Origin of the sequence: Streptomyces sp. enrichment culture, from assembly GCF_964273145.1 — a bacterium.
Classification (GTDB): Bacteria; Actinomycetota; Actinomycetes; order Streptomycetales; family Streptomycetaceae; genus Streptomyces.
This window is the reverse complement of sequence record NZ_OZ186873.1, coordinates 1,949,313-1,970,208: the sequence shown is the minus strand read 5'-3', so window position 1 is coordinate 1,970,208 and position 20,896 is coordinate 1,949,313. Positions and strand designations below refer to the sequence as shown.

The 20,896-nt window shown below is 73.6% G+C and carries 15 protein-coding genes; 10 read left to right on the top strand and 5 right to left on the bottom strand.

From position 1 onward, the window contains the following. The first annotated feature begins 126 nt into the window (after nt 1–126). Together recO and ACSU6Z_RS08965 are read left to right on the top strand one after the other, a co-directional pair. On the top strand, nt 127–873 hold the full coding sequence (recO, locus tag ACSU6Z_RS08970) for a DNA repair protein RecO (protein ID WP_437044424.1): 747 nt from the start codon (nt 127–129) through the stop codon (nt 871–873). A 30-nt stretch (nt 874–903) separates the two neighbouring features. Further along, on the top strand, nt 904–1,740 hold the full coding sequence (locus tag ACSU6Z_RS08965) for an isoprenyl transferase (protein WP_437044423.1): 837 nt from the start codon (nt 904–906) through the stop codon (nt 1,738–1,740). 300 nt (nt 1,741–2,040) lie between these two features. Here ACSU6Z_RS08965 and ACSU6Z_RS08960 read toward each other — a convergent pair whose 3' ends face one another. From ACSU6Z_RS08960 to ACSU6Z_RS08945, 4 genes are read right to left on the bottom strand one after another with little or no spacing between them, the layout of a single operon-like run. Further along, on the bottom strand, nt 2,041–2,457 hold the full coding sequence (locus ACSU6Z_RS08960) for a Fur family transcriptional regulator (protein WP_437044422.1): 417 nt from the start codon (nt 2,455–2,457) through the stop codon (nt 2,041–2,043). Between the two features lie 60 nt (nt 2,458–2,517). Beyond that, complete coding sequence (locus ACSU6Z_RS08955; protein ID WP_437044421.1) at nt 2,518–3,420, bottom strand: metal ABC transporter permease; 903 nt, start codon at nt 3,418–3,420, stop codon at nt 2,518–2,520. A gap of 11 nt (nt 3,421–3,431) precedes the next feature. Continuing rightward, nucleotides 3,432–4,223: a metal ABC transporter ATP-binding protein gene (locus tag ACSU6Z_RS08950; RefSeq protein WP_437044420.1), complete on the bottom strand. Its 792-nt coding sequence runs from the start codon at nt 4,221–4,223 to the stop codon at nt 3,432–3,434. Nucleotides 4,224–4,243: 20 nt separating this feature from the next. Beyond that, nucleotides 4,244–5,263: a metal ABC transporter solute-binding protein, Zn/Mn family gene (locus ACSU6Z_RS08945; protein WP_437044419.1), complete on the bottom strand. Its 1,020-nt coding sequence runs from the start codon at nt 5,261–5,263 to the stop codon at nt 4,244–4,246. Nucleotides 5,264–5,470: 207 nt separating this feature from the next. Between ACSU6Z_RS08945 and ACSU6Z_RS08940 the strand changes: the two genes are divergently transcribed. From ACSU6Z_RS08940 to ACSU6Z_RS08915, 6 genes are all read left to right on the top strand, one after another. Next, the gene (locus ACSU6Z_RS08940; protein ID WP_029387426.1) at nt 5,471–6,853 is read left to right on the top strand and encodes a glycine--tRNA ligase; all 1,383 of its coding nucleotides are present in this window, start codon (nt 5,471–5,473) and stop codon (nt 6,851–6,853) included. A 176-nt stretch (nt 6,854–7,029) separates the two neighbouring features. Further along, a complete protein-coding gene (locus tag ACSU6Z_RS08935; RefSeq protein ID WP_437044417.1) occupies nt 7,030–8,034 on the top strand; it encodes an aldo/keto reductase in 1,005 nt (334 codons plus the stop codon). Nucleotides 8,035–8,058: 24 nt separating this feature from the next. After that, on the top strand, nt 8,059–8,649 hold the full coding sequence (locus tag ACSU6Z_RS08930) for a TetR family transcriptional regulator (protein ID WP_437044416.1): 591 nt from the start codon (nt 8,059–8,061) through the stop codon (nt 8,647–8,649). A 316-nt stretch (nt 8,650–8,965) separates the two neighbouring features. Next, nucleotides 8,966–9,232, top strand: a complete 267-nt coding sequence (locus ACSU6Z_RS08925; protein WP_437044415.1) for a hypothetical protein — start codon at nt 8,966–8,968, stop codon at nt 9,230–9,232. Between the two features lie 94 nt (nt 9,233–9,326). Then, nucleotides 9,327–10,079, top strand: a complete 753-nt coding sequence (locus ACSU6Z_RS08920) for a hypothetical protein (protein ID WP_437044414.1) — start codon at nt 9,327–9,329, stop codon at nt 10,077–10,079. A gap of 9 nt (nt 10,080–10,088) precedes the next feature. Continuing rightward, nucleotides 10,089–14,423: an HAD-IC family P-type ATPase gene (locus ACSU6Z_RS08915; protein WP_437044413.1), complete on the top strand. Its 4,335-nt coding sequence runs from the start codon at nt 10,089–10,091 to the stop codon at nt 14,421–14,423. A 30-nt stretch (nt 14,424–14,453) separates the two neighbouring features. Here the strand turns inward: ACSU6Z_RS08915 and ACSU6Z_RS08910 are convergent, their stop codons facing one another. Continuing rightward, a complete protein-coding gene (locus ACSU6Z_RS08910; RefSeq protein WP_437044412.1) occupies nt 14,454–15,893 on the bottom strand; it encodes an MFS transporter in 1,440 nt (479 codons plus the stop codon). Between the two features lie 107 nt (nt 15,894–16,000). Here ACSU6Z_RS08910 and dusB point away from each other — a divergent pair, with 107 nt between their 5' ends. Next, nucleotides 16,001–17,158 (top strand): tRNA dihydrouridine synthase DusB, encoded by a 1,158-nt coding sequence (gene dusB, locus ACSU6Z_RS08905; RefSeq protein WP_437044411.1) that lies wholly within the window; start codon nt 16,001–16,003, stop codon nt 17,156–17,158. A gap of 788 nt (nt 17,159–17,946) precedes the next feature. Continuing rightward, nucleotides 17,947–20,694, top strand: coding sequence for a pyruvate, phosphate dikinase (gene ppdK / locus ACSU6Z_RS08900; RefSeq protein WP_437044410.1), 2,748 nt, complete (start codon nt 17,947–17,949; stop codon nt 20,692–20,694). Nucleotides 20,695–20,896: the final 202 nt, after the last annotated feature.

The window sequence follows — 20,896 nt, the reverse complement described above, 5'->3', positions numbered from 1 at the left end:
CCGCCGGGACCGGGCACGCGGAAGGCGGCCACCGGGGCGGTGGCCGCCGCCGCGGTGGCCGCGCGGCGGGACGAGCGGGGGGACACCGTCGCGGGGCGGCCCGGCGCGGGGAGGCAGAATGGCTGCATGAGTCTGTTCCGCGACGACGGCATCGTGCTGCGCACCCAGAAGCTGGGTGAGGCGGACCGGATCATCACCCTGCTCACCCGCGGTCACGGCCGGGTACGGGCCGTGGCCAGGGGCGTGCGGCGCACCAAGTCCAAGTTCGGGGCCCGCCTGGAGCCCTTCTCCCACGTCGACGTGCAGTTCTTCGCGCGGGGGAGCGAGTTGGTGGGGCGCGGGCTGCCGCTGTGCACGCAGAGCGAGACCATCGCGCCGTACGGCGGCGGCATCGTGCGGGACTACGCCCGCTACACCGCCGGGACCGCCATGCTGGAGACCGCCGAGCGGTTCACCGACCACGAGGGCGAGCCGGCGGTCCAGCAGTACCTGCTGCTCGTCGGCGCGCTGCGCACCCTCGCCCGCGGCGAGCACGCCCCGCACCTCGTCCTCGACGCGTTCCTGCTGCGCTCCCTCGCCGTCAACGGGTACGCCCCGAGCTTCGGCGACTGCGCGAAGTGCGGCATGCCCGGCCCCAACCGGTTCTTCTCCGTGGCCTCCGGCGGCTCGGTCTGCGCCGACTGCCGGGTGCCCGGCAGCGTCGTGCCCTCGCCGCAGACCCTGGAACTCCTCGCCGCGCTGCTCACGGGAGACTGGGAGACCGCGGACGCGTGCGAGCCGCGGTACGTCCGGGAGGGCAGCGGGCTGGTGTCCGCGTACCTGCACTGGCACCTGGAGCGCGGCCTGCGCTCCCTTCGGTACGTCGAAAAGTAAGAGCAACAGCAAGAGGGAGACGAGAGACACATGGCCGTACGCGGATTCCTGGGGCGCCAGCGCCGGGAGTACAAGGCGCCGGAACCGCACCCGTCCGGCGCGCGGCCCCCGAAGCTCCCCGGTGAGCTGGTCCCGAACCATGTGGCGATCGTCATGGACGGCAACGGGCGCTGGGCGAAGGAGCGCGGGCTGCCGCGCACCGAGGGGCACAAGGTGGGCGCCGAGCGGGTGCTGGACGTGCTCCAGGGCGGGATCGAGATGGGCGTGGGCGCGATCTCCCTGTACGCCTTCTCCACCGAGAACTGGAAGCGCTCCCCGGAGGAGGTCCGCTTCCTGATGAACTTCAACCGCGACTTCATCCGCAAGTCCCGCGACCAGCTCGACGAGCTGGGCGTGCGGGTGCGCTGGGTGGGACGGATGCCGAAGCTGTGGCAGTCGGTGGCCAAGGAGCTCCAGATCGCCCAGGAGCAGACCAAGGACAACGACCGGCTCACGCTGTACTTCTGCATGAACTACGGCGGCCGGGCCGAGATCGCGGACGCGGCGCAGGCGATCGCGCAGGACGTGAGGGCCGGGAAGCTGGACCCGTCGAAGGTGACCGAGAAGACCTTCGCGAAGTACCTGTACTACCCGGACATGCCGGACGTGGACCTGTTCCTGCGGCCCAGCGGCGAGCAGCGCACCTCCAACTACCTGCTGTGGCAGAGCGCGTACGCCGAGATGGTCTTCCAGGACGTGCTGTGGCCGGACTTCGACCGCCGTGACCTGTGGCGCGCGTGCCTGGAGTTCGCCTCCCGCGACCGCCGCTTCGGCGGCGCCATCCCCAACGAGGAACTGCTGGCCATGGAGGGCAAGCAGGAGGCGTGAGCCGTACCGCACGATCCCGCCTCATGGTCCTGGCCATGGGGCGGGACGCCGCGCGGGACGCGGTGGAGCCGGCGCACCGGCCGGCCGCGGGGGACTGACTGCGCGTCGGCGCTGCGGGCGCGCGAGCGGGCCGGAGGGAGGCCCGGGACCTGTTCGTCCCGCGTTCGGCCCCGACGAGGACGCGGCCTGTCCCGGCGTGCCGCCCGGGAGGGACGTGGGGAGCGCGGCGGACGCGGCAGATCCTCGACCGCGACCCGACCCGCCTCCAGCCGGGACCTCCTGTCCGGACCGGGTCCGGTCTCAGCCGCCCGCCGCCGCGCACTCCGCGCAGGTGCCGAAGATCTCCACCGTGTGCGCCACGTTGACGTAGCCGTGTTCGGCGGCGATGGCCTCCGCCCACTTCTCCACGGCCGGGCCCTCGACCTCGACCGCCCTGCCGCAGGAGCGGCACACCAGGTGGTGATGGTGGTCGTCGCTGGCGCAGCGGCGGTAGACGGACTCGCCGTCGGCGGTGCGCAGCACGTCGACCTCGCCGGCGTCGGCGAGGGACTGGAGGGTGCGGTAGACCGTGGTGAGCCCGACCGAGTCGCCCTTGTGCTTGAGCATGTCGTGGAGTTCCTGCGCGCTGCGGAACTCGTCGACCTCGGCGAGGGCCGCCGCCACGGCGGCGCGCTGCCGGGTGGCGCGTCCTTTGACGGACGGTCCAGCGGTCGTCACCGGTTGCCTCCTCACGTCTGCTCCTTGCCGGGTCATTGTGCCAGCCCGGACCGACGGCGGTCAGACGCCGGCCGCGTCGCCGGCCCCCCGACTGACCGGAATCGTGCACTCCACCGGGTCGCCGGAGGGCTGCGCGGAGGCCGCCGCCCGCGCGCGCCGCCGGGCCAGCGGAGCCGCCAGCGCCGTCAGCACGATGAACGCGCCGATGGTCAGCAGCACGATCGTCGCACCGGGCGGCACGTCCTGGTAGTACGAGGTGACGGTGCCGCCGAGGGTCACGGCCACGCCGATCGCGACGGCGACGGCGAACGTCGCGGCGAAGCTGCGGCTGAGCTGCTGGGCCGCCGCCACGGGGACGACCATCAGCGCCGACACCAGCAGCAGGCCCACCACGCGCATGGCGACGGTGACGGTGACCGCCGCCGTGATCGCCGTCAGCAGGTTCAGCGCGCGCACCGGCAGCCCGGTGACCCGGGCGAACTCCTCGTCCTGGCTGACCGCGAAGAGCTGGCGGCGCAGTCCCAGGGTGACCAGGACCACGAAGGCGGCCAGGACGCAGATGGCCGTCACGTCGGACTCGGAGACCGTGGACAGGGAGCCGAACAGGTACGAGGTGAGGTTGGCGTTGGAGCCCGTGGGCGCGAGGTTGATGAACATCACGCCGCCGGCCATGCCGCCGTAGAAGAGCATGGCGAGGGCGATGTCGCCGCGCGTCTTGCCGTACCAGCGGATCAGTTCCATCAGGACCGCGCCGAGCACGGAGACCAGGGTCGCCATCCACACCGGCGACCAGGACAGCAGGAAGCCGAGGCCGACGCCGGTCATCGCCACGTGGCCGATGCCGTCGCCCATCAGGGCCTGGCGGCGCTGCACGAGGTAGATGCCGACGGCGGGGGCGGTGACGCCGACCAGGACGGCCGCGAGCAGCGCCCGCTGCATGAAGGCGTAGTTCAGGATTTCCATGGTGGGGCTTCTCAGCTCAGCAGTCCGGTGCGGACCGGTTCGGCGCCCGCCGGCGCGTGCGGGTGGACGTGGTCGTGGCCGGGCAGCGCGTGCTGGCCGACGGCCTTCGGGGGCGGGCCGTCGTGCAGGACGCAGCCGTCGCGCAGGACGACCGCCCGGTCGATCAGCGGCTCCAGGGGCCCCAGCTCGTGCAGGACCAGCAGGACGGTGGCGCCCGCCGCGACCTGCTCCCTGAGCGTCGCCGCCAGCACCTCCTGGCTGGCCAGGTCGACGCCGGCCATCGGCTCGTCCATGATCAGCAGCTCGGGGTCGGCGACGAGCGCGCGGGCGATGAGCACGCGCTGGTGCTGGCCGCCGGACAGGGCGTTCACGGAGTCCTTGGCCCGGTCCGCCATGCCGACCAGCTCCAGGGCCCGGTGGACCGCCTCGCGGTCGGCCTTGCGGAAGACGCCGAAGCGGGCGCGGGACAGCCGGCCGGAGGAGACCACCTCCGTCACCGTCGCGGGCACTCCGCCCGCGGCCGTGGTGCGCTGCGGGACGTACCCCACGCGCGCCCAGTCGCGGAACCGGCGCCGCGGGGTGCCGAACAGCTCGATCTCCCCGGCGCCGACGGGCACCTGGCCGATGACGCTGCGCACGGCCGTCGACTTGCCCGAGCCGTTCGCGCCGAGCAGCGCGACGACCTCGCCGCGGCGCACGGTGAGGTCGACGCCGCGCAGGACGGGGCGCGAGCCCAGCTCGGCGCGGACGCCGCGCATGGATATGACGGGCTCGGCGACAGGTGCTGTGACGGGCTCGCTCATGCCGCCCTCCGAGGGGTGTGTCACTTCGCTCCCAGGGCCTTTCGCAGGGCCTCGAGGTTGGCTTCCATGACCTGGAAGTAGTCGTCGCCGCGGGACCGGTCGGTGATGCCCTCGATCGGGTCGAGGACGTCCGTCTTCAGGTTCGCGTCGGCGGCGAGGGTCTTCGCGGTCTTGTCGCTGACGAGGGTCTCGTAGAAGACGGTGGAGACGCCCTCGGCCTTCGCCGTCTTCGACAGGTCCTTCACGCGGGCGGCGCTGGGCTCCGACTCGGGGTCGAGGCCGCTGATGGCCTCCTCGGTCAGGCCGTAGCGCTCGGCGAGGTAGCCGAAGGCGGCGTGGGTGGTGATGAAGACCTTGGTCTCGGTGTCCTTCAGGCCCGTCTCGAACTTCGTGTTCAGCTCGCCGAGCCGCTTCACCAGGGCCTCGGTGTTCTTCGCGTAGTCGGCGGCGTGGTCGGGGTCGGCCTTCTCGAAGGCCTTGCCGACGCCCTCGGCGACCTCGGCGTACTTCACCGGGTCCAGCCAGATGTGGGGGTCCTGGCCGCCCTCGTGAGCGTGCTCGTGCTCGTCGGCGTGCTCGTCGGCGTGTTCGTCGGCGTGCTCGCCGGCGTGCTCGCCGGTGTGCTCGTCGGCGTGGCCGCCGACCTCGGTGCCGTGCTCCTCCAGCGAGGTGAGCGTCGCGGCGTCGATCTTCGTCTTGATCCCGGACTGGGTGATCGCCTCGTCGACGGAGGGCTGCAGGCCCTTGAGGTAGAGCGCCGCGTCGGCCTCCTCCAGCTGCGCGGTCTGCTTGGCGCTGATCTCCAGGTCGTGCGGCTCCTGGCCGGGCTGGGTGAGGCTGGTGACCTTCACGTGGTCGCCGCCGATCTGCTCGGCGAGGAAGGCCATCGGGTAGAACGACGCGACGACGTCGAACCCGTCCGTGTCGCCTGCCGCCGCGTTGTCGGAGGAGCAGGCGGTGAGGGTGCCCAGGCCGAGCGCGGCGGTGGCCGCGAGCGCGATCCCGGATATCCCGGATATGCGGTGTCGTCGTACGTTCATGACACTCATTTTCAACAAATATGGAAACGGTTGTCAACAAACGCCCCGGGAGGCCCCCGCGGGACCCCCGGTGGCACGGGAGGGGCCCCTGGGCTGCACCGCCTGCCCGGCACCGATTTGATTGAGGGGGAGCATCCGCCGGTACCCTGAGGCATTCGCTCTGAAGCGTCTCGCTTCAACGCCCGTCGTCGTAATGAAGAGAGCACCGTGGCCGCCGACAAGATCGACACCATCGTCAGCCTGAGCAAGCGCCGTGGCTTCGTATTCCCCTGCAGTGAGATTTACGGCGGTCAGCGCGCCGCCTGGGACTACGGTCCGCTGGGTGTCGAGCTGAAGGAGAACCTCAAGCGCCAGTGGTGGCGCTACATGGTGACGTCGCGCGAGGACGTCGTCGGTATCGACTCGTCCGTGATCCTCGCCCCCGAGGTCTGGGTCGCCTCCGGCCACGTCGCCACCTTCACCGACCCGCTCACCGAGTGCACCTCCTGCCACAAGCGGTTCCGCGCCGACCACCTGGAGGAGGCGTACGAGGCCAAGCACGGCCGCCTGCCGGAGAACGGCCTGGCGGACGTCAACTGCCCCAACTGCGGCAACAAGGGCCAGTTCACCGAGCCCAAGCAGTTCTCGGGCCTGCTGTCCACCCACCTCGGCCCGACCCAGGACTCCGGCTCCGTCGCCTACCTGCGTCCCGAGACCGCGCAGGGCATCTTCACCAACTTCGCCCAGGTGCAGACCACCTCGCGCCGCAAGCCGCCGTTCGGCATCGCGCAGATGGGCAAGTCCTTCCGCAACGAGATCACGCCCGGCAACTTCATCTTCCGCACCCGCGAGTTCGAGCAGATGGAGATGGAGTTCTTCGTCAAGCCGGGCGAGGACGAGAAGTGGCAGGAGTACTGGATGGAGCAGCGCTGGAACTGGTACACCGGCCTGGGCCTGCGCGAGGAGAACATGCGGTGGTACGAGCACCCGAAGGAGAAGCTCTCCCACTACTCCAAGCGCACCGCCGACATCGAGTACCGCTTCAACTTCGGCGGCAGCGAGTGGGGTGAGCTGGAGGGCGTCGCCAACCGCACCGACTACGACCTCTCCGCCCACGCCAAGGCCTCCGGCCAGGACCTCTCCTACTTCGACCAGGAGGCCGGCGAGCGCTGGACGCCGTACGTCATCGAGCCCGCGGCCGGTGTCGGCCGCGCGATGCTGGCGTTCCTCCTCGACGCGTACGTCGAGGACGAGGCCCCCAACGCCAAGGGCAAGATGGAGAAGCGCACCGTGCTGCGCCTGGACCACCGCCTGGCCCCGGTCAAGGTCGCGGTGCTCCCGCTGTCCCGCAACCCGGAGCTGTCCCCGAAGGCCAAGGGGCTCGCCCAGGCGCTGCGCCAGCACTGGAACATCGAGTTCGACGACGCCGGCGCCATCGGCCGCCGCTACCGCCGCCAGGACGAGATCGGCACGCCGTTCTGCGTGACGGTCGACTTCGACACGCTGGAGGACAACGCGGTGACGGTCCGCGAGCGCGACTCGATGAAGCAGGAGCGCGTCTCCCTCGACCAGATCGAGGGCTACCTGGCCGCGCGCCTGATCGGCTGCTAGGAGCCCGCGGCTCCAGAGCTCTTCGGCCCCCGTGCGGGACCCGGCCGGGTCCCGCACGGGGGCCGTCGTGCTGTCGCGGCGCGGTGGGCGCGGTTCCTGCCGCGGTGCCGCGACACGGCGACGACTGACGAATGACAGTTATTGAAATCTGTCACTCGCGGTGCCATGGTGGGCGCATGACGATGCGCACCCGTTCCCTCGGAACCAACGGCCCCCAGGTCTCCGCCCTCGGCCTCGGCTGCATGGGCATGTCCGCGCTGTACGGCGACGCGGACCGGGCGGAGTCGATCGCCACGATCCACGCGGCCCTGGAGGCGGGCGTCACCCTGCTGGACACCGGCGACTTCTACGGCATGGGCCACAACGAGATGCTCATCGGCGAGGCCCTGCGCACCGCCCCCGCGTCCCGCCGCGAACAGGCCCTGCTCAGCGTGAAGTTCGGCGCCCTGCGCGACCCCGACGGCGGCTGGTCCGGGTACGACGGCCGCCCCGCCGCCGTGAAGAACTTCGCCGCGTACTCGCTCCAGCGCCTCGGCGTCGACCACATCGACGTCTACCGCATCGCCCGCCTCGACCCCGACGTGCCGGTGGAGGAGACGGTCGGCGCCATCGCGGAACTGGTCGAGAAGGGGTACGTGCGGCACATCGGCCTCAGCGAGGTCGGGGCCGGTACCGTCCGGCGGGCCGCCGCCACCGCGCCCATCTGCGACCTGCAGATCGAGTACTCCCTGATCTCGCGCGGCATCGAGAACGAGATCCTGCCGGCCGTCCGCGAACTGGGCATCGGCGTCACCGCGTACGGAGTCCTCTCGCGCGGACTGATCTCCGGCCACTTCACCCCTGACCGGCAGCTCGCGGCGGACGACTTCCGCGCGCACTCGCCGCGCTTCCAGGGCGAGAACCTCCGGCACAACCTCGGCCTCGTGGAGGCGCTGCGGGAGATCGCCGGGCACAAGGGCGTCAGCGTCGCCCAGATCGCCATCGCCTGGGTGCTCTCCCGCGGCGACGACATCGTGCCGCTGGTCGGCGCCCGCCGGCGCGACCGGCTCACCGAGGCGCTGGACGCGCTGGACGTGACCCTGGACGAGGCGGACCTGGCCGCGATCGAGCGTGCGGTACCGGCCGGAGCCGCCGCCGGTGAGCGCTATCCGGCCGAGCAGATGGCCCACGTCGAGCGCTGAACGGTGCCGGGTACGGTCTAGGCCATGGCACCGACCCCCGAGACCCTGACCGCCGAGCGCATCCTCGAAGCGACCGAGGAGGTGCTGCGCCGCCACGGTCCGGCCAAGGCCACCGTGGTCGACGTGGCCCGCGCGCTCGGCGTCAGCCACGGCAGCGTCTACCGGCACTTCCGGACGAAGGCGGCGCTGCGCGAGGCGGTCACCAAGCGGTGGCTGGACCGCACCTCCGGGGAACTGTCCGGGATCGCCGCCGAGGACCGTGATCCGGAGGGCCGGCTGCGCGACTGGCTGCGGGCCCTGTTCGAGGCCAAGCGCCGCAAGGCGGTCGGCGACCCCGAACTGTTCGCCACCTACACGGTGCTGACCGGCGAGAACGGCACGGCGGTCGGCGAGCACCTCGCCGACCTGACCGCCCAGCTGACCCGGATCGTCCGGGCGGGTGAGGAGGCGGGCACCTTCACCACCGCCGACCCCGAGGCCGCGGCGCGCGCCGTCTTCCACGCCACGGGCCGCTTCCACGACCCCTGCCACGCGCGGGAGTGGGAGCGGCCGGGGATCGAGGAGGAGTTCGAGGCCGTGGTGGAACTGCTGGTACGGGGACTGCGCGCGGGCTGAGGCCGGGGCGGGCGCGGTGCCGTCGCCCGGGCGGCACCCGCGAGCGGCCGTCCGGTCCCGGAGCCGGACCGGCACCGGGCAGGCGGCCCCTCGCGCGCGGGGCGCCGGCGCCGTCCGCGGGGCCCGGGCCGCTTCGGCCAGTCGATCGTCCGCGGCAGCCGCAGGCTCGGCGGGCCCGTCAGGGTCATGCCCGCAAGCTGCAGCAGCAGGGCCGTCAGCAGGGCGTCCCGCATGCCCAGGGGCGGGGTCGGGGAGAGGAGCAGGGTGCCGGGGGGCGGCCACGCCCGGGGCCGGTGGCGACTGCTGGGCGGTGCACATGACGCCGCCGACGTCCACGCGGCGGACCTCCGGCGGGGCGACCCGGTGGATCACCGGGAGCTGGAGCGCCTGGCCGGCGCCGGCGAGTGCCCCGCCCGGCAGGAGCCCGACGACGCCGAGGTCCGGCCGGGAGCGCCGGGCGGCCGGCGCCGTCGGGGCCGGGCCCGCGCCCTGGAGCGCCGCGCCCGCCGACCACGACACGCGCCAGCGGCTGGAGCGGCTGGACGCGATCGCGCTGGAACGCGGGGCCACATCGGCGGGATGACCGTCCCGAGTGCGGGAACACGAGTCATAGCGGAAGGTGATGTTTTCAGAGCATTCCGACATTCCCACAGTGTTCTCACGAGGCGAGGACAGCCATGGCTGAGCAGACGCCGGCGCGCACGCCGGCACAGAAGTCGGCGCAGACACTTCCGCAGCCGCTGCACGCGGCGGCCTCGGTGCTGCGGAAGGTGCCGGGCGCCGGAATGGTCGGCAAGGCGGCGGAGGGGGCGCTGGACAGGATCGGGGCCGTGTCGCCGCGCGGGCGGCGGGTGGCCGTGTACACCGGGGCCGGGGTGCTCGGCGTCGCCGGGCTCGTGGAGTGGCCCGTGGCGCTCGCCGGGGCGGCGGTGGCCTGGCTGACCCAGCCCCGCCCGGACGAGGCGGCGGAAGCGAAGGCGGTGCGGACCGCGACGGGCGACGGTGCCCCGGCCCCGTCCCCGGCCACCGCCGGGGACGGGGCGGAGGCCGGTACCGCCGATACCTCCGACGGCGGCGGGAGCGGGGCGGCCGAGACCTCCACCGGGGGCGGGACCGCCGCCAAGACCGCCTCCAGGACCACCGGCACGGCCCGGCGCACGGCCAAGGCCACCACCGCGGCCAAGGCTGCGGCCAAGACCACCACCGCGGCCGGGAACACGGCCAAGAGCACGGTGAAGAAGGCGGCCGGCCCCAAGACCGCCACCCGGAGCACGAGCACCGCCAAGAGCCGTTCCGGTGGCGGGAGCACCGGCCGCGGCGCCGCCTCCGCCACCACGCGCCGCACCTCCGGTACGACCCGCAGGACCACGGCGTCCGCCGGACAGGACGGCGGCGGCAAGTCGACCCCCCGCACCCGGAAGACAGGCTGAGAGGAAACGATGCTCGGTGGACTTCTGACGCGTTCCCAGGGCGCGGTCGCCGCGACCGTCCTCGCCGGGCCCCGGCTGCTCGCGCGCGGCACCGCGCCCGCCGTGGGGCTCGCGGCCGGTGCCGTGGCGGGCACGGCACGGGCCGGCGTGCGGAGCGCGGACTTCGCCGCGCGCGCGGCCCGGGTCGCCCGCGCCGCGCTGCCGGGCGGCGGACAGGACTGGCGGGCCGGTGCCCGTGCCCACCTCGCGCTGGCGCCGGCCGCGCACGACGGGGACCGGCCGGCGGGCGGGACGGCACAGGCGGCCCGGCGGGTGGCGGCGGCACTGGCCGAGCACCCGGACGTGGCCCTCGCCTACTGGGACTCCGGCCTGTCCCGGCTGGTGGTGGCCGCGACCGAGGAGGCGCTCACCGGCACGGTGGTCGACCGGGCGACCGTGCTCGCCGAGCGGCACGGCCTGACCCGCGCCGACGACCTCGTGGAGGAGCCCGCCCACCCCGGCGACCCGGCCTCCGTGCGCGTCGCGGCGGCGGCCCTGGGCGCCGACGTGGTGGGCATCGCCGCCGGACTGACCGCCTCCGCGCTGCGCCTGCCCCCCACCCCCCGCCTGGTCACCGCCGTCTCCACGCTGCTGCGCGAGAACCCGACCTTCCGCGGCCGGCTGCGCGCCCGCCTCGGCGACGACCGCATGGAGGTGGCGCTCGCCGTCGCCAACGCGGCCGTGCACGGCGCCGGGCAGAGCCCGACCTCCCTGGTGCTCGACGGGGCGCTGCGCGCCTGCCAGCTCGCGGAGGCGGTGGTCCGCACGGCCGCGTTCGAGACCGTGCACGACCGGCTGTGCGCGCCGGACCGGGGCAGCCTGCCCGCCGACGCCTCCCGGCGTCCGCCGCTGCGCACCTCCCCGGCGCAGCACTACGCCTCCCACGCCTCGACGGGCAGTGTGGCGGGCGCGGCCGCGGTCCTCCTCGTCAAGCACGACCTGGCCGAGGCCGCGGAGGCGGTGCTCGCCGGTTCGCCCAAGGCCGCCCGGTACGGGCCCGCCGCCTTCCACGCCGTCCTGAGCGGCGCGCTGTCGCGCACCGGCGTCCTGGTGCGGGAACCGGAGCGGCTGCGGCAGCTGGAGATGGCCGAGATCGTCGTCCTGCACCCCAGCGCGCTGCGCGCCCCCGGTGCCGGAGCCGACCCGTGGACGGAGTCCGTGCTGGACGCGGCGCGCCGCGCCGGGCTGCGCGTGGTGATGGTGGAGGACCCGGCGCTGTCCGACTTCACCGGCCTGGCCGACCAAGTCGTCGGTTCCGAACGCCCGTTGAGCGAGATCGTGGACGAACTGCGCGAGGAGGGCGGCGTCGTCACCGTCGTACGGCCCCGGCCCGGCGACGACGCGGCAGTGGCCGCCGGACTGCTGCGCGGGGACGTGGCCGTCGCCCTCGCCGACGGCGAGTGCCCGGTGGCGTGGGGCGCGGACGTGCTGTGCACCAACGGCCTGGCCGACGTGTGGCGGCTGCTGCGGGCGGTGCCCGCGGCGCGGGGCGTCGGGCGCCGGTCGCAGGTGCTGGCCCGCTCCGGCGCCGCGCTGTCCGGACTGCTGGTCGCCGTCGGCGAGGCCCGCAAGGGCGGTGGCGGTGCCCCGCTGCCGGGGCTGCGGCACGCGCCGGTCGACGCGGGCGCGGCGGCGGCCCTGCTGTCCGGGGTCCGCGCGGCCCTCGGCGTGGCCACGGCCCGCGCCCCGCACCCCCGGGCGCGGGTGGCCTGGCACGATCTGGACCCGGACGGCGTGCGCGAGCGGCTGGAGCGGGAGAAGGAACCGGAGCCGTCCGTCGTCGAGCAGGCGGCCGCCCGGGTGAGGGCCGCCGTCGACCGGGCGAGCCGCACCCCCGCGCTCACCCCGGTGCGCTGGACGGCGCAGCTGGCCGGCGCGGTGCGCAACGAACTCGACGATCCGCTCACCCCGGTGCTGGCCGTCGGCTCGGCCGCCGAGGCGATCCTCGGCTCCGTCATGGACGCCCTGCTCGTCGTCGGCGCGCTCGACCTGAACGCGCTGGTCGGCGGGTTCCAGCGGCTGCGCGCCGAACGGGCGCTGGCCGGGCTGCTCGCGCAGCAGAAGCAGAAGGCGCGCGTCGCCGGGCAGGAGTCCCGCGACGGCGCGGGCGAGGCCCGGGTGGTGGACGCCTCCAAGCTCGCCCCGGGCGACGTCATCGACCTCAAGGCGGACGACGTGGTGCCCGCCGACGCCCGCCTGCTGTGGGAGGACGGGCTGGAGGTGGACGAGTCCGCGCTGACGGGCGAGTCCCTGCCGGTCGACAAGAGCGTGGACCCCACGCCGCACGCCCCCGTCGCCGAACGGCACTGCATGGTCTTCGAGGGCACCACCGTGGTCGCCGGGCGCGCCCAGGCCGTCGTCGTCGACACCGGCGAGCGCACCGAGGCCGCCCGCGCCGTCGCGCTGGCCGCCCGCACGCCGTCCGCCGCCGGCGTCCAGGCCCGGCTCCAGGAACTCACCCGCAAGGCGCTGCCGCTCACCCTGGCGGGCGGTGCCGCCGTGACCGGGATCTCCCTGCTGCGGGGAGCCCCGATCCGGCAGGCGGTCAGCGGCGGCGTGTCGGTGGCGGTGGCGGCCGTCCCCGAGGGGCTGCCGCTGGTGGCGACGGTCGCGCAGCTCGCCGCCGCCCGCAGGCTCGGCCGCCGCGGCGTCCTCGTGCGCACCCCGCGCACCCTGGAGGCGCTGGGCCGCATGGACACCATCTGCTTCGACAAGACCGGCACGCTCACCGAGAACCGGCTGCGGTTGGTGAAGGCGTCCGACGCCGGCGGCACGGTGCACAAGCTGGGCGAGCCGGACGCCGCCGGAACCGTACGGGCCGCCGCCCGGGCCTGCCCCCGCCTGGACGGCGACGGCGCCCGGCCCACCCACGCCACCGACGAGGCGGTGCTCGACGCCGCCGGGGACGACCCCGAGTGGGAGCAGATCGAGGGCCTGCCCTTCGAGACCTCCCGCGGCTACGCCGCCGCCGTCGGCCGCGCCGGGGACGGCTCGCCCGTCCTGGTCGTCAAGGGCGCCCCGGAGACCGTGCTGCCCGCCTGCCCCGACCTTCCCTCCCACGCCTCCGACACGGCGCACGACCTGGCCGCCGACGGCCTGCGCGTGCTGGCGGTGGCGCAGCGCCCGCTGACGGACGGCGAGAAGGCGGGCGACCTCCTCGAACGCCCCCTGGAGGAGATGGACCTGCGCTTCACCGGCCTGCTCGCGCTCGCCGACGTGGCCCGCGAGACCTCCCCGGCGCTGGTGCGCGGGCTGCGCGAGGCGGGCGTACGGCCGGTGGTGCTGACCGGCGACCATCCGCAGACCGCCCGCGCCATCGCCACCGACCTGGGCTGGCCCGAGGACGCCGTCGTCGTCACCGGCGACGAACTGGCCGCCGCGGACCGGCGGCAGCGCTCCCGGATGCTGCGCGACGCCGACGTGGTGGCCCGCGTCGCGCCCGAGCAGAAGCTCCAGGTCGTGGAGTCGCTGCGGGACGCCGGGCGGGTGGTCGGCATGGTCGGCGACGGCGCCAACGACGCCGCCGCCATCCGCGCCGCCGACATCGGTGTCGGCATCAACGCCCGCGGCTCGGCCGCCGCGCGCAACGCCGCCGACCTCGTCGTCACCGGCGACGACCTGCTCGTCCTGGTCGAGGCGGTCCGGGAGGGCCGGGCGCTGTGGGGCAGCGTCGCCGATGCCATCGCCATCCTCATCGGCGGCAACGCGGGCGAGGTCGGCTTCGGCATCCTCGGCACCGTCCTCGGCGGCTCGGCGCCGCTGTCGACCCGCCAGATGCTGCTGGTGAACCTGTTCACCGACCTGTTCCCGGCGATGGCGGTGGCGGTGACCTCGCCGGAGGGCGACGAGGAGGAGGACGGCGAGAGGGACGCGCCCCTGGGGACGGCGGTCCTGGGCGAGCCCCTGATCCGGAAGATCCGGCACCGGGCGCTGACGACGGCCCTCGGCGCGACCGCCGCCTGGCTCTTCGGCCGCCTCACGCCCGGCACGGCCCGCCGCTCGACGACGATGGCCCTGTGCGCGGTGGTCGGCACCCAGCTCGCCCAGACCCTCTCCGACCGGCGCGGCAGCCACCTGGTGCAGGCCACCTCCCTGGGTTCCGCCGCCGCCCTGGTCGCCCTCGTCCAGACCCCGGCCGCCAGCCACCTCTTCGGCTGCACCCCGCTGGGCCCGCTGGCCTGGGCGGGCGTGGCCGCGGCGATCGCCCTGGCGCTGGCGGGGCAGCGGGTGGTGCCGCGTCTGGAGGAGACGGTGATGAGGCGCTGGCCGCAGGTGGCGGAACGGCTGCCGGCGCCGGCGGGGTGAGGCGGAGCCGGTTCCCGGGGCGGGGGCCGGTCAGACCCCCGCCGTCCGCTGTGCCGGGGCCGGCCGGAGCCGGTCCGCCGTGCGCGCGGCGGTGCGGCGGGCCCAGGCGCCCGTGGTCAGGGCGCCGAGGGCCAGGACCGCGGCGCCGCAGGCGGTGAGGATCCACCAGCCGGGGCGGGCGGCGGAGACGAACGCGTCCCGGTACGGCGCGGAGCCCACGCCCGCCGCGAGCACCGCGCCGATCACCGCGACGCCGAGGGTCGAGCCCAGCTGGCGGCTGGTGGAGGCGACGGCGGCGGCGACGCCGGCCTGGGCGCGGGGCATGCCGGAGACGGCGGTGTTGGTGATCGGCGCGTTGACGAAGCCGAAGCCGACGCCGAACAGGACGTAGCCGAGGAACAGGGTGGCGTCCGAGGTCTCGGCCTCGAACAGGGCGAACAGCAGCCCGCTCGCCGTCATCGCGCAGCCCGCGACCAGCAGCGGGGCCCGCGGCCCCCGGCTGCCGACCAGACGGCCGGACAGCGGGGCGCACAGGAGGGTCGGCACGGCCATGGGCAGCATCCACAGGCCCGCGTGCAGGGCGCTCAGTCCGCGCACGTTCTGCAGGTACAGCGTCGACAGGAACAGGAAGCCGCCCATCGCGGCGAACCCGCACACGGCGATCACGGTGGCCCCGCTGAACGGTGCCGAGCGGAAGAAGCGCAGGTCGATGAGGGGCTCGGCGCGGCGGGGCTCGTACAGCAGCAGCCCGGCGAGGGCGGCCAGCGCCGCCACGGCGAAGGGCAGCACCGCCGCCGGGCCCGCGTTCGGCACCTCGATGATCGCGTACGTCAGCGCGCCGAACAGCACGATCACCAGCAGCTGGCCGATCGGGTCGGGGCGGCGGGCGTGCGGGGCGCGGGAGTCGGGGACGTACCGCAGGGTGAGCAGCAGGGCCGCGAGTCCCACCGGCAGGTTGATCCAGAAGATCGCGCGCCAGCCGACCGACTCCACGAGCAGACCGCCCACCAGCGGACCGGCGGCCAGGGAGATGCCGACCACCGCGCCCCACGCGCCGATGGCGCGGGCCCGCTCGCGCGGGTCGGTGAAGGTGTTGGTGATGATCGACATGGCGACCGGGTTCAGCATCGAGCCGCCCACCGCCTGCACCATCCGGAACGCGACCAGCGACGGCAGGTCGGGAGCGAGGGAGCACAGCACCGAGCCGAGCGTGAAGACGACCAGGCCCGTCATGAAGACGCGCTTGCGGCCGATCCGGTCGGCCGTGGAGCCGGCGAGCATCAGCAGCGCGGCCAGCACCAGGGTGTAGGCGTCGATCGCCCACTGGAGTCCGGAGGTGGTCGTGCCCAAGTCGTGCTGCATGGACGGCAGGGCGACGTTCAGCACGGTGTTGTCGAGGCTCACGATCAGCAGGCTCATGCAGCAGATGGCGAGCACGAGCAGGCGTCGGCGGCGGCTGAGCTCGGGCATGGGCTCCATCGTACGCCGATTTCTATAGTGCGGTTAACTAATGAAGTATGCACGTAGACGGTGGGGAGCCGTGCCGGGCACGTCCCGGCGTACGCGACAATGGAGGAATGTCCACGCCCACCCTGCCCACGACGGCCCCGACGCTGCAGATCGGCCCGCACGCGGTGAGGCCGCCCGTCGTGCTCGCCCCCATGGCGGGCATCACCAACGCGCCCTTCCGCACCCTGTGCCGGGAGTTCAGCGGCGGCAAGGGCCTGTTCGTCAGCGAGATGATCACGACCCGGGCACTGGTCGAACGCAACGACAAGACCATGCAGCTGATCAAGTTCGACGCGAGCGAGCGCCCTCGCTCGATCCAGCTGTACGGCGTCGACCCGGCCACCGTCGGCAAGGCCGTCCGCATGATCGTGGACGAGGACCTCGCCGACCACATCGACCTGAACTTCGGCTGCCCGGTCCCCAAGGTGACCCGCAAGGGCGGCGGCTCCGCCCTCCCCTACAAGCGGAACCTGCTGCGCGCCATCCTGCGGGAGGCCGTCGCCGGCGCCGGCGACCTGCCGGTGACGATGAAGATGCGCAAGGGCATCGACGACGACCACCTCACCTACCTCGACGCCGGGCGCATCGCCGTCGAGGAGGGTGTCACCGCCATCGCCCTGCACGGCCGCACCACCGCCCAGCACTACGGCGGCACCGCCGACTGGGACGCCATCGCCCGCCTGAAGGAGCACGTGCCGGAGATCCCGGTGCTCGGCAACGGCGACATCTGGTCCGCCGAGGACGCCCTCAGGATGGTGCGCGAGACCGGCTGCGACGGCGTCGTGGTCGGCCGCGGCTGCCTGGGGCGGCCCTGGCTCTTCGCCGACCTGGTCGCCGCCTTCGAGGGCCGTACCGGGGACTTCGTGCGCCCCACCCTGCGCGAGGTCGCCGACGTCATGGTCCGGCACGCCCGCCTCCTCGGCGAGTGGCTCGGCGACGAGCAGCGCGGCGTGATCGACTTCCGCAAGCACGTCGCCTGGTACCTCAAGGGCTTCGCGGTCGGCTCCGAGATGCGCAAGCGCCTGGCGGTCACCTCGTCCCTGGAGGAGTTGCGGGCCGGGCTGGACGAGCTGGACCTCGACCAGCCGTGGCCGTCCGGCGCCGACGGCCCCCGCGGCCGTACGTCGGGCAACAACCGCGTGGTGCTGCCGGACGGCTGGCTGAAGGACCCCTACGACTGCGCGGGCATCGGCGAGGACGCGGAACTGGACACCTCGGGGGGCTGACCGGCGGACGGGTGGTCCGCGGCGGCCGCGGCCCGGCGGTCCCGGCGGCGGCGTGTGCCGCGCGGTGCCGCCGCGGGGGCCGGGAAGGGGCGCCCCGGCATCCGGAAGTCCCGCCGGAAGCGGTCGCGCGGGTCGCCGGCGGCCCGCTCCGGCGGATCCGGGTGGACCGGGTCCGCCCGCACCGCGCGCCGGGTGAGCCGCGCGCGGTGCGGCGCAGGGTGCCGTACGCGCAGCCCCGGGCGCCCGCCGCCCCCACCCGGCCGCACGGCCGGGTGCCGTCGGCGGAGCGGATCGCGCCGGGGGAGCCCTTCCCGCTCCGGTCGGCGCGGACGCGGGCGCTCGGAGGGTGACGGGGGTGCTCGGAGGGTGACGGGGGCGTTTCCCCCGCGGCGGTCGTCCCGTCGGCCGGTCCGCATGGTGAAATCCCGCTGGCTGTGACAGCGTGATTCTCGCCACTCCTGATAGGTGTTGCGCTCATATGAGCGGATCATGGGCGACTGTACTTCTCAAAGGGTGGCACCGAGTGCCACCCTTTGATCGTTCATCGAGCAAAAACAGACGTGGGGAATGCTGCTCATGTGAGCGCTTCTCATGCTCATGCGGAGGTTGATTCGTTCAAGAAGTGAATACATGGCTGCCCGGTCCCGCGCCGCGCCTCGACTTTAGATCCGCTGGCGGACGGGTGGTTACAGGCACATGACGGGCACGTGGACATACCCACGAGCCTTCGATCTGGGTACATTCCCCGACGTCAGGGCAGCCACCGCGTCCTCGAGGAGTCGAGACCCGTGTCGGAAAACAAAGATCCCCAGGTAGCCGGGCAGGACACCGGTGTTGAGGGCGTGAAGTTCGTCTACGACTTCACCGAGGGCAACAAGGACCTCAAGGACCTCCTCGGCGGCAAGGGCGCCAACCTCGCCGAGATGACCAAGCTGGGCCTTCCGGTCCCTCCCGGCTTCACCATCACCACCGAGGCCTGCAAGGTCTACCTGGAGAGCGGCGAGGAACCGACGGCACTGCGTGACGAGGTGAGTGCGCACCTCGCCGCCCTCGAGGAGAAGATGGGCAAGAAGCTCGGCCAGGCCGACGACCCGCTCCTCGTCTCGGTCCGCTCCGGCGCCAAGTTCTCCATGCCCGGCATGATGGACACGGTCCTCAACATTGGCCTCTCCGACGCGTCGGTGCGGGGCCTGGCCGCGCAGGCCGGCGACGAGCGGTTCGCCTGGGACTCCTACCGCCGCCTCATCCAGATGTTCGGCAAGACCGTCCTGGGCATCGACGGCGACCTCTTCGAGGAGGCGCTGGAGAAGGCCAAGGCGGCCAAGAAGGTCACGGTCGACACCGAGCTGGAGGCCGCGGACCTGAAGAAGCTGGTCGCCACCTTCAAGAAGATCGTCAAGAAGGAGACCGGCCGGGACTTCCCGCAGGACCCGCGCGAGCAGATGGACCTCGCCGTCAAGGCGGTCTTCGACTCCTGGAACGGCGAGCGCGCCAAGCTCTACCGCCGCCAGGAGCGCATCCCGCACGACCTCGGCACCGCGGTCAACGTCTGCACGATGGTCTTCGGCAACCTCGGCCCCGACTCCGGCACGGGCGTCGCCTTCACCCGCGACCCCGCCTCCGGCCACCAGGGCGTCTACGGCGACTACCTCCAGAACGCCCAGGGCGAGGACGTCGTGGCCGGCATCCGCAACACGGTGCCGCTCGCCGAGCTGGAGCGGATCGACAAGAAGTCGTACGACCAGCTCCTGCAGATCATGGAGACCCTGGAGAACCACTACAAGGACCTCTGCGACATCGAGTTCACCATCGAGCGCGGCCGGCTGTGGATGCTCCAGACCCGGGTGGGCAAGCGCACGGCGGGCGCGGCCTTCCGCATCGCCACCCAGCTGGTGGACCAGGGCCTGATCGACGAGGCGGAGGCCCTCCAGCGCGTCACCGGCGCCCAGCTCGCCCAGTTGATGTTCCCCCGCTTCGACGAGGACGCGAAGGTCGAGCAGATCGGCCGGGGCATCGCCGCCTCGCCGGGCGCGGCGGTCGGCAAGGCCGTCTTCGACTCGTACACGGCCGTCAAGTGGTCCCGCTCCGGCGAGAAGGTCATCCTCATCCGCCGCGAGACCAACCCCGACGACCTGGACGGCATGATCGCCGCCGAGGGCATCCTCACCTCGCGCGGCGGCAAGACCTCGCACGCGGCCGTCGTCGCCCGCGGCATGGGCAAGACCTGCGTCTGCGGCGCGGAGGAGCTGGAGGTCGACACCAAGCGCCGCCGCATGACCGTCCCCGGCGGGCGCGTCGTCGAGGAGGGCGACGTCATCTCCATCGACGGCTCCACCGGCAAGGTCTACCTGGGCGAGGTCCCGGTCGTGCCCTCCCCGGTCGTGGAGTACTTCGAGGGCCGCATGCACGCGGGCGCCGAGGACGCCGACGAACTGGTCGAGGCCGTCCACCGCATCATGGCGTTCGCCGACCGCAAGCGCCGCCTCCGCGTCCGCGCCAACGCCGACAACGCCGAGGACGCGCTGCGGGCGAGGAGGTTCGGCGCCCAGGGCATCGGCTTGTGCCGCACCGAGCACATGTTCCTCGGCGACCGCCGCGAGCTGGTCGAGCGGCTGATCCTGGCCGACACGGAGGCCGAGCGCGAGGAATCCCTGAAGGGACTCCTCCCCCTCCAGAAGCGGGACTTCGTCGAGCTGTTCGAGGCGATGGACGGCCTGCCGGTCACCATCCGCCTGCTCGACCCGCCGCTGCACGAGTTCCTCCCCGACATCACCGAACTGTCGGTCCGCGTCGCCCTCGCCGAGTCCCGCCAGGAGCCGCACGAGAACGAGCTGCGCCTCCTGCAGGCGGTCCACCGCCTGCACGAGCAGAACCCGATGCTGGGCCTGCGCGGCGTCCGCCTCGGCCTGGTCATCCCCGGCCTGTTCACCATGCAGGTCCGCGCCATCGCCGAGGCGGCGGCGGCCCGCAAGGCGGCCAAGGGCGACCCCCGCGCCGAGATCATGATCCCGCTCGTGGGCACGGTCCAGGAGCTGGAGATCGTCCGCGAGGAGGCCGACAAGGTCATCGCCGAGGTCGAGGCGGCCTCGGGCACGCGGCTCAAGCTGTCCATCGGCACGATGATCGAGCTGCCGCGCGCCGCGCTCACCGCCGGCCAGATCGCCGAGGCCGCGGAGTTCTTCTCCTTCGGCACCAACGACCTGACCCAGACGGTGTGGGGCTTCAGCCGCGACGACGTGGAGGCGTCGTTCTTCACCGCCTACCTGGAGAAGGGCATCTTCGGCGTCTCCCCCTTCGAGACGATCGACAAGGACGGCGTCGGCTCCCTCGTCGCCGCCGCCGCGAAGGCCGGCCGCGCCACCCGCCCCGACCTGAAGCTCGGCGTCTGCGGCGAGCACGGCGGTGACCCCGAGTCCGTCCACTTCTTCCACGAGGTGGGCCTCGACTACGTCTCCTGCTCCCCGTTCCGCATCCCGGTGGCCCGCCTGGAGGCCGGCCGCGCGGCGGTCACGGCGGAGGGCAGCGACCACCGTTAGCCCCATCCGGGGCGGTCCAGCTCCGGAGCCGCCGTCTGTCACCCGACCACCCTCACCGATCGGCGGCGGCTCCGGATCACCAAAGGAGGGCGGCATCCCGTGCGGGGGGTGCCGCCCTCCTCCTTCTCCCGGCTTCCGCCCCGGCCCGCACGGCCGGGGGCGGGCGCCCGGCCTCACGAGATTGCTCAGGATATGGTCCGGT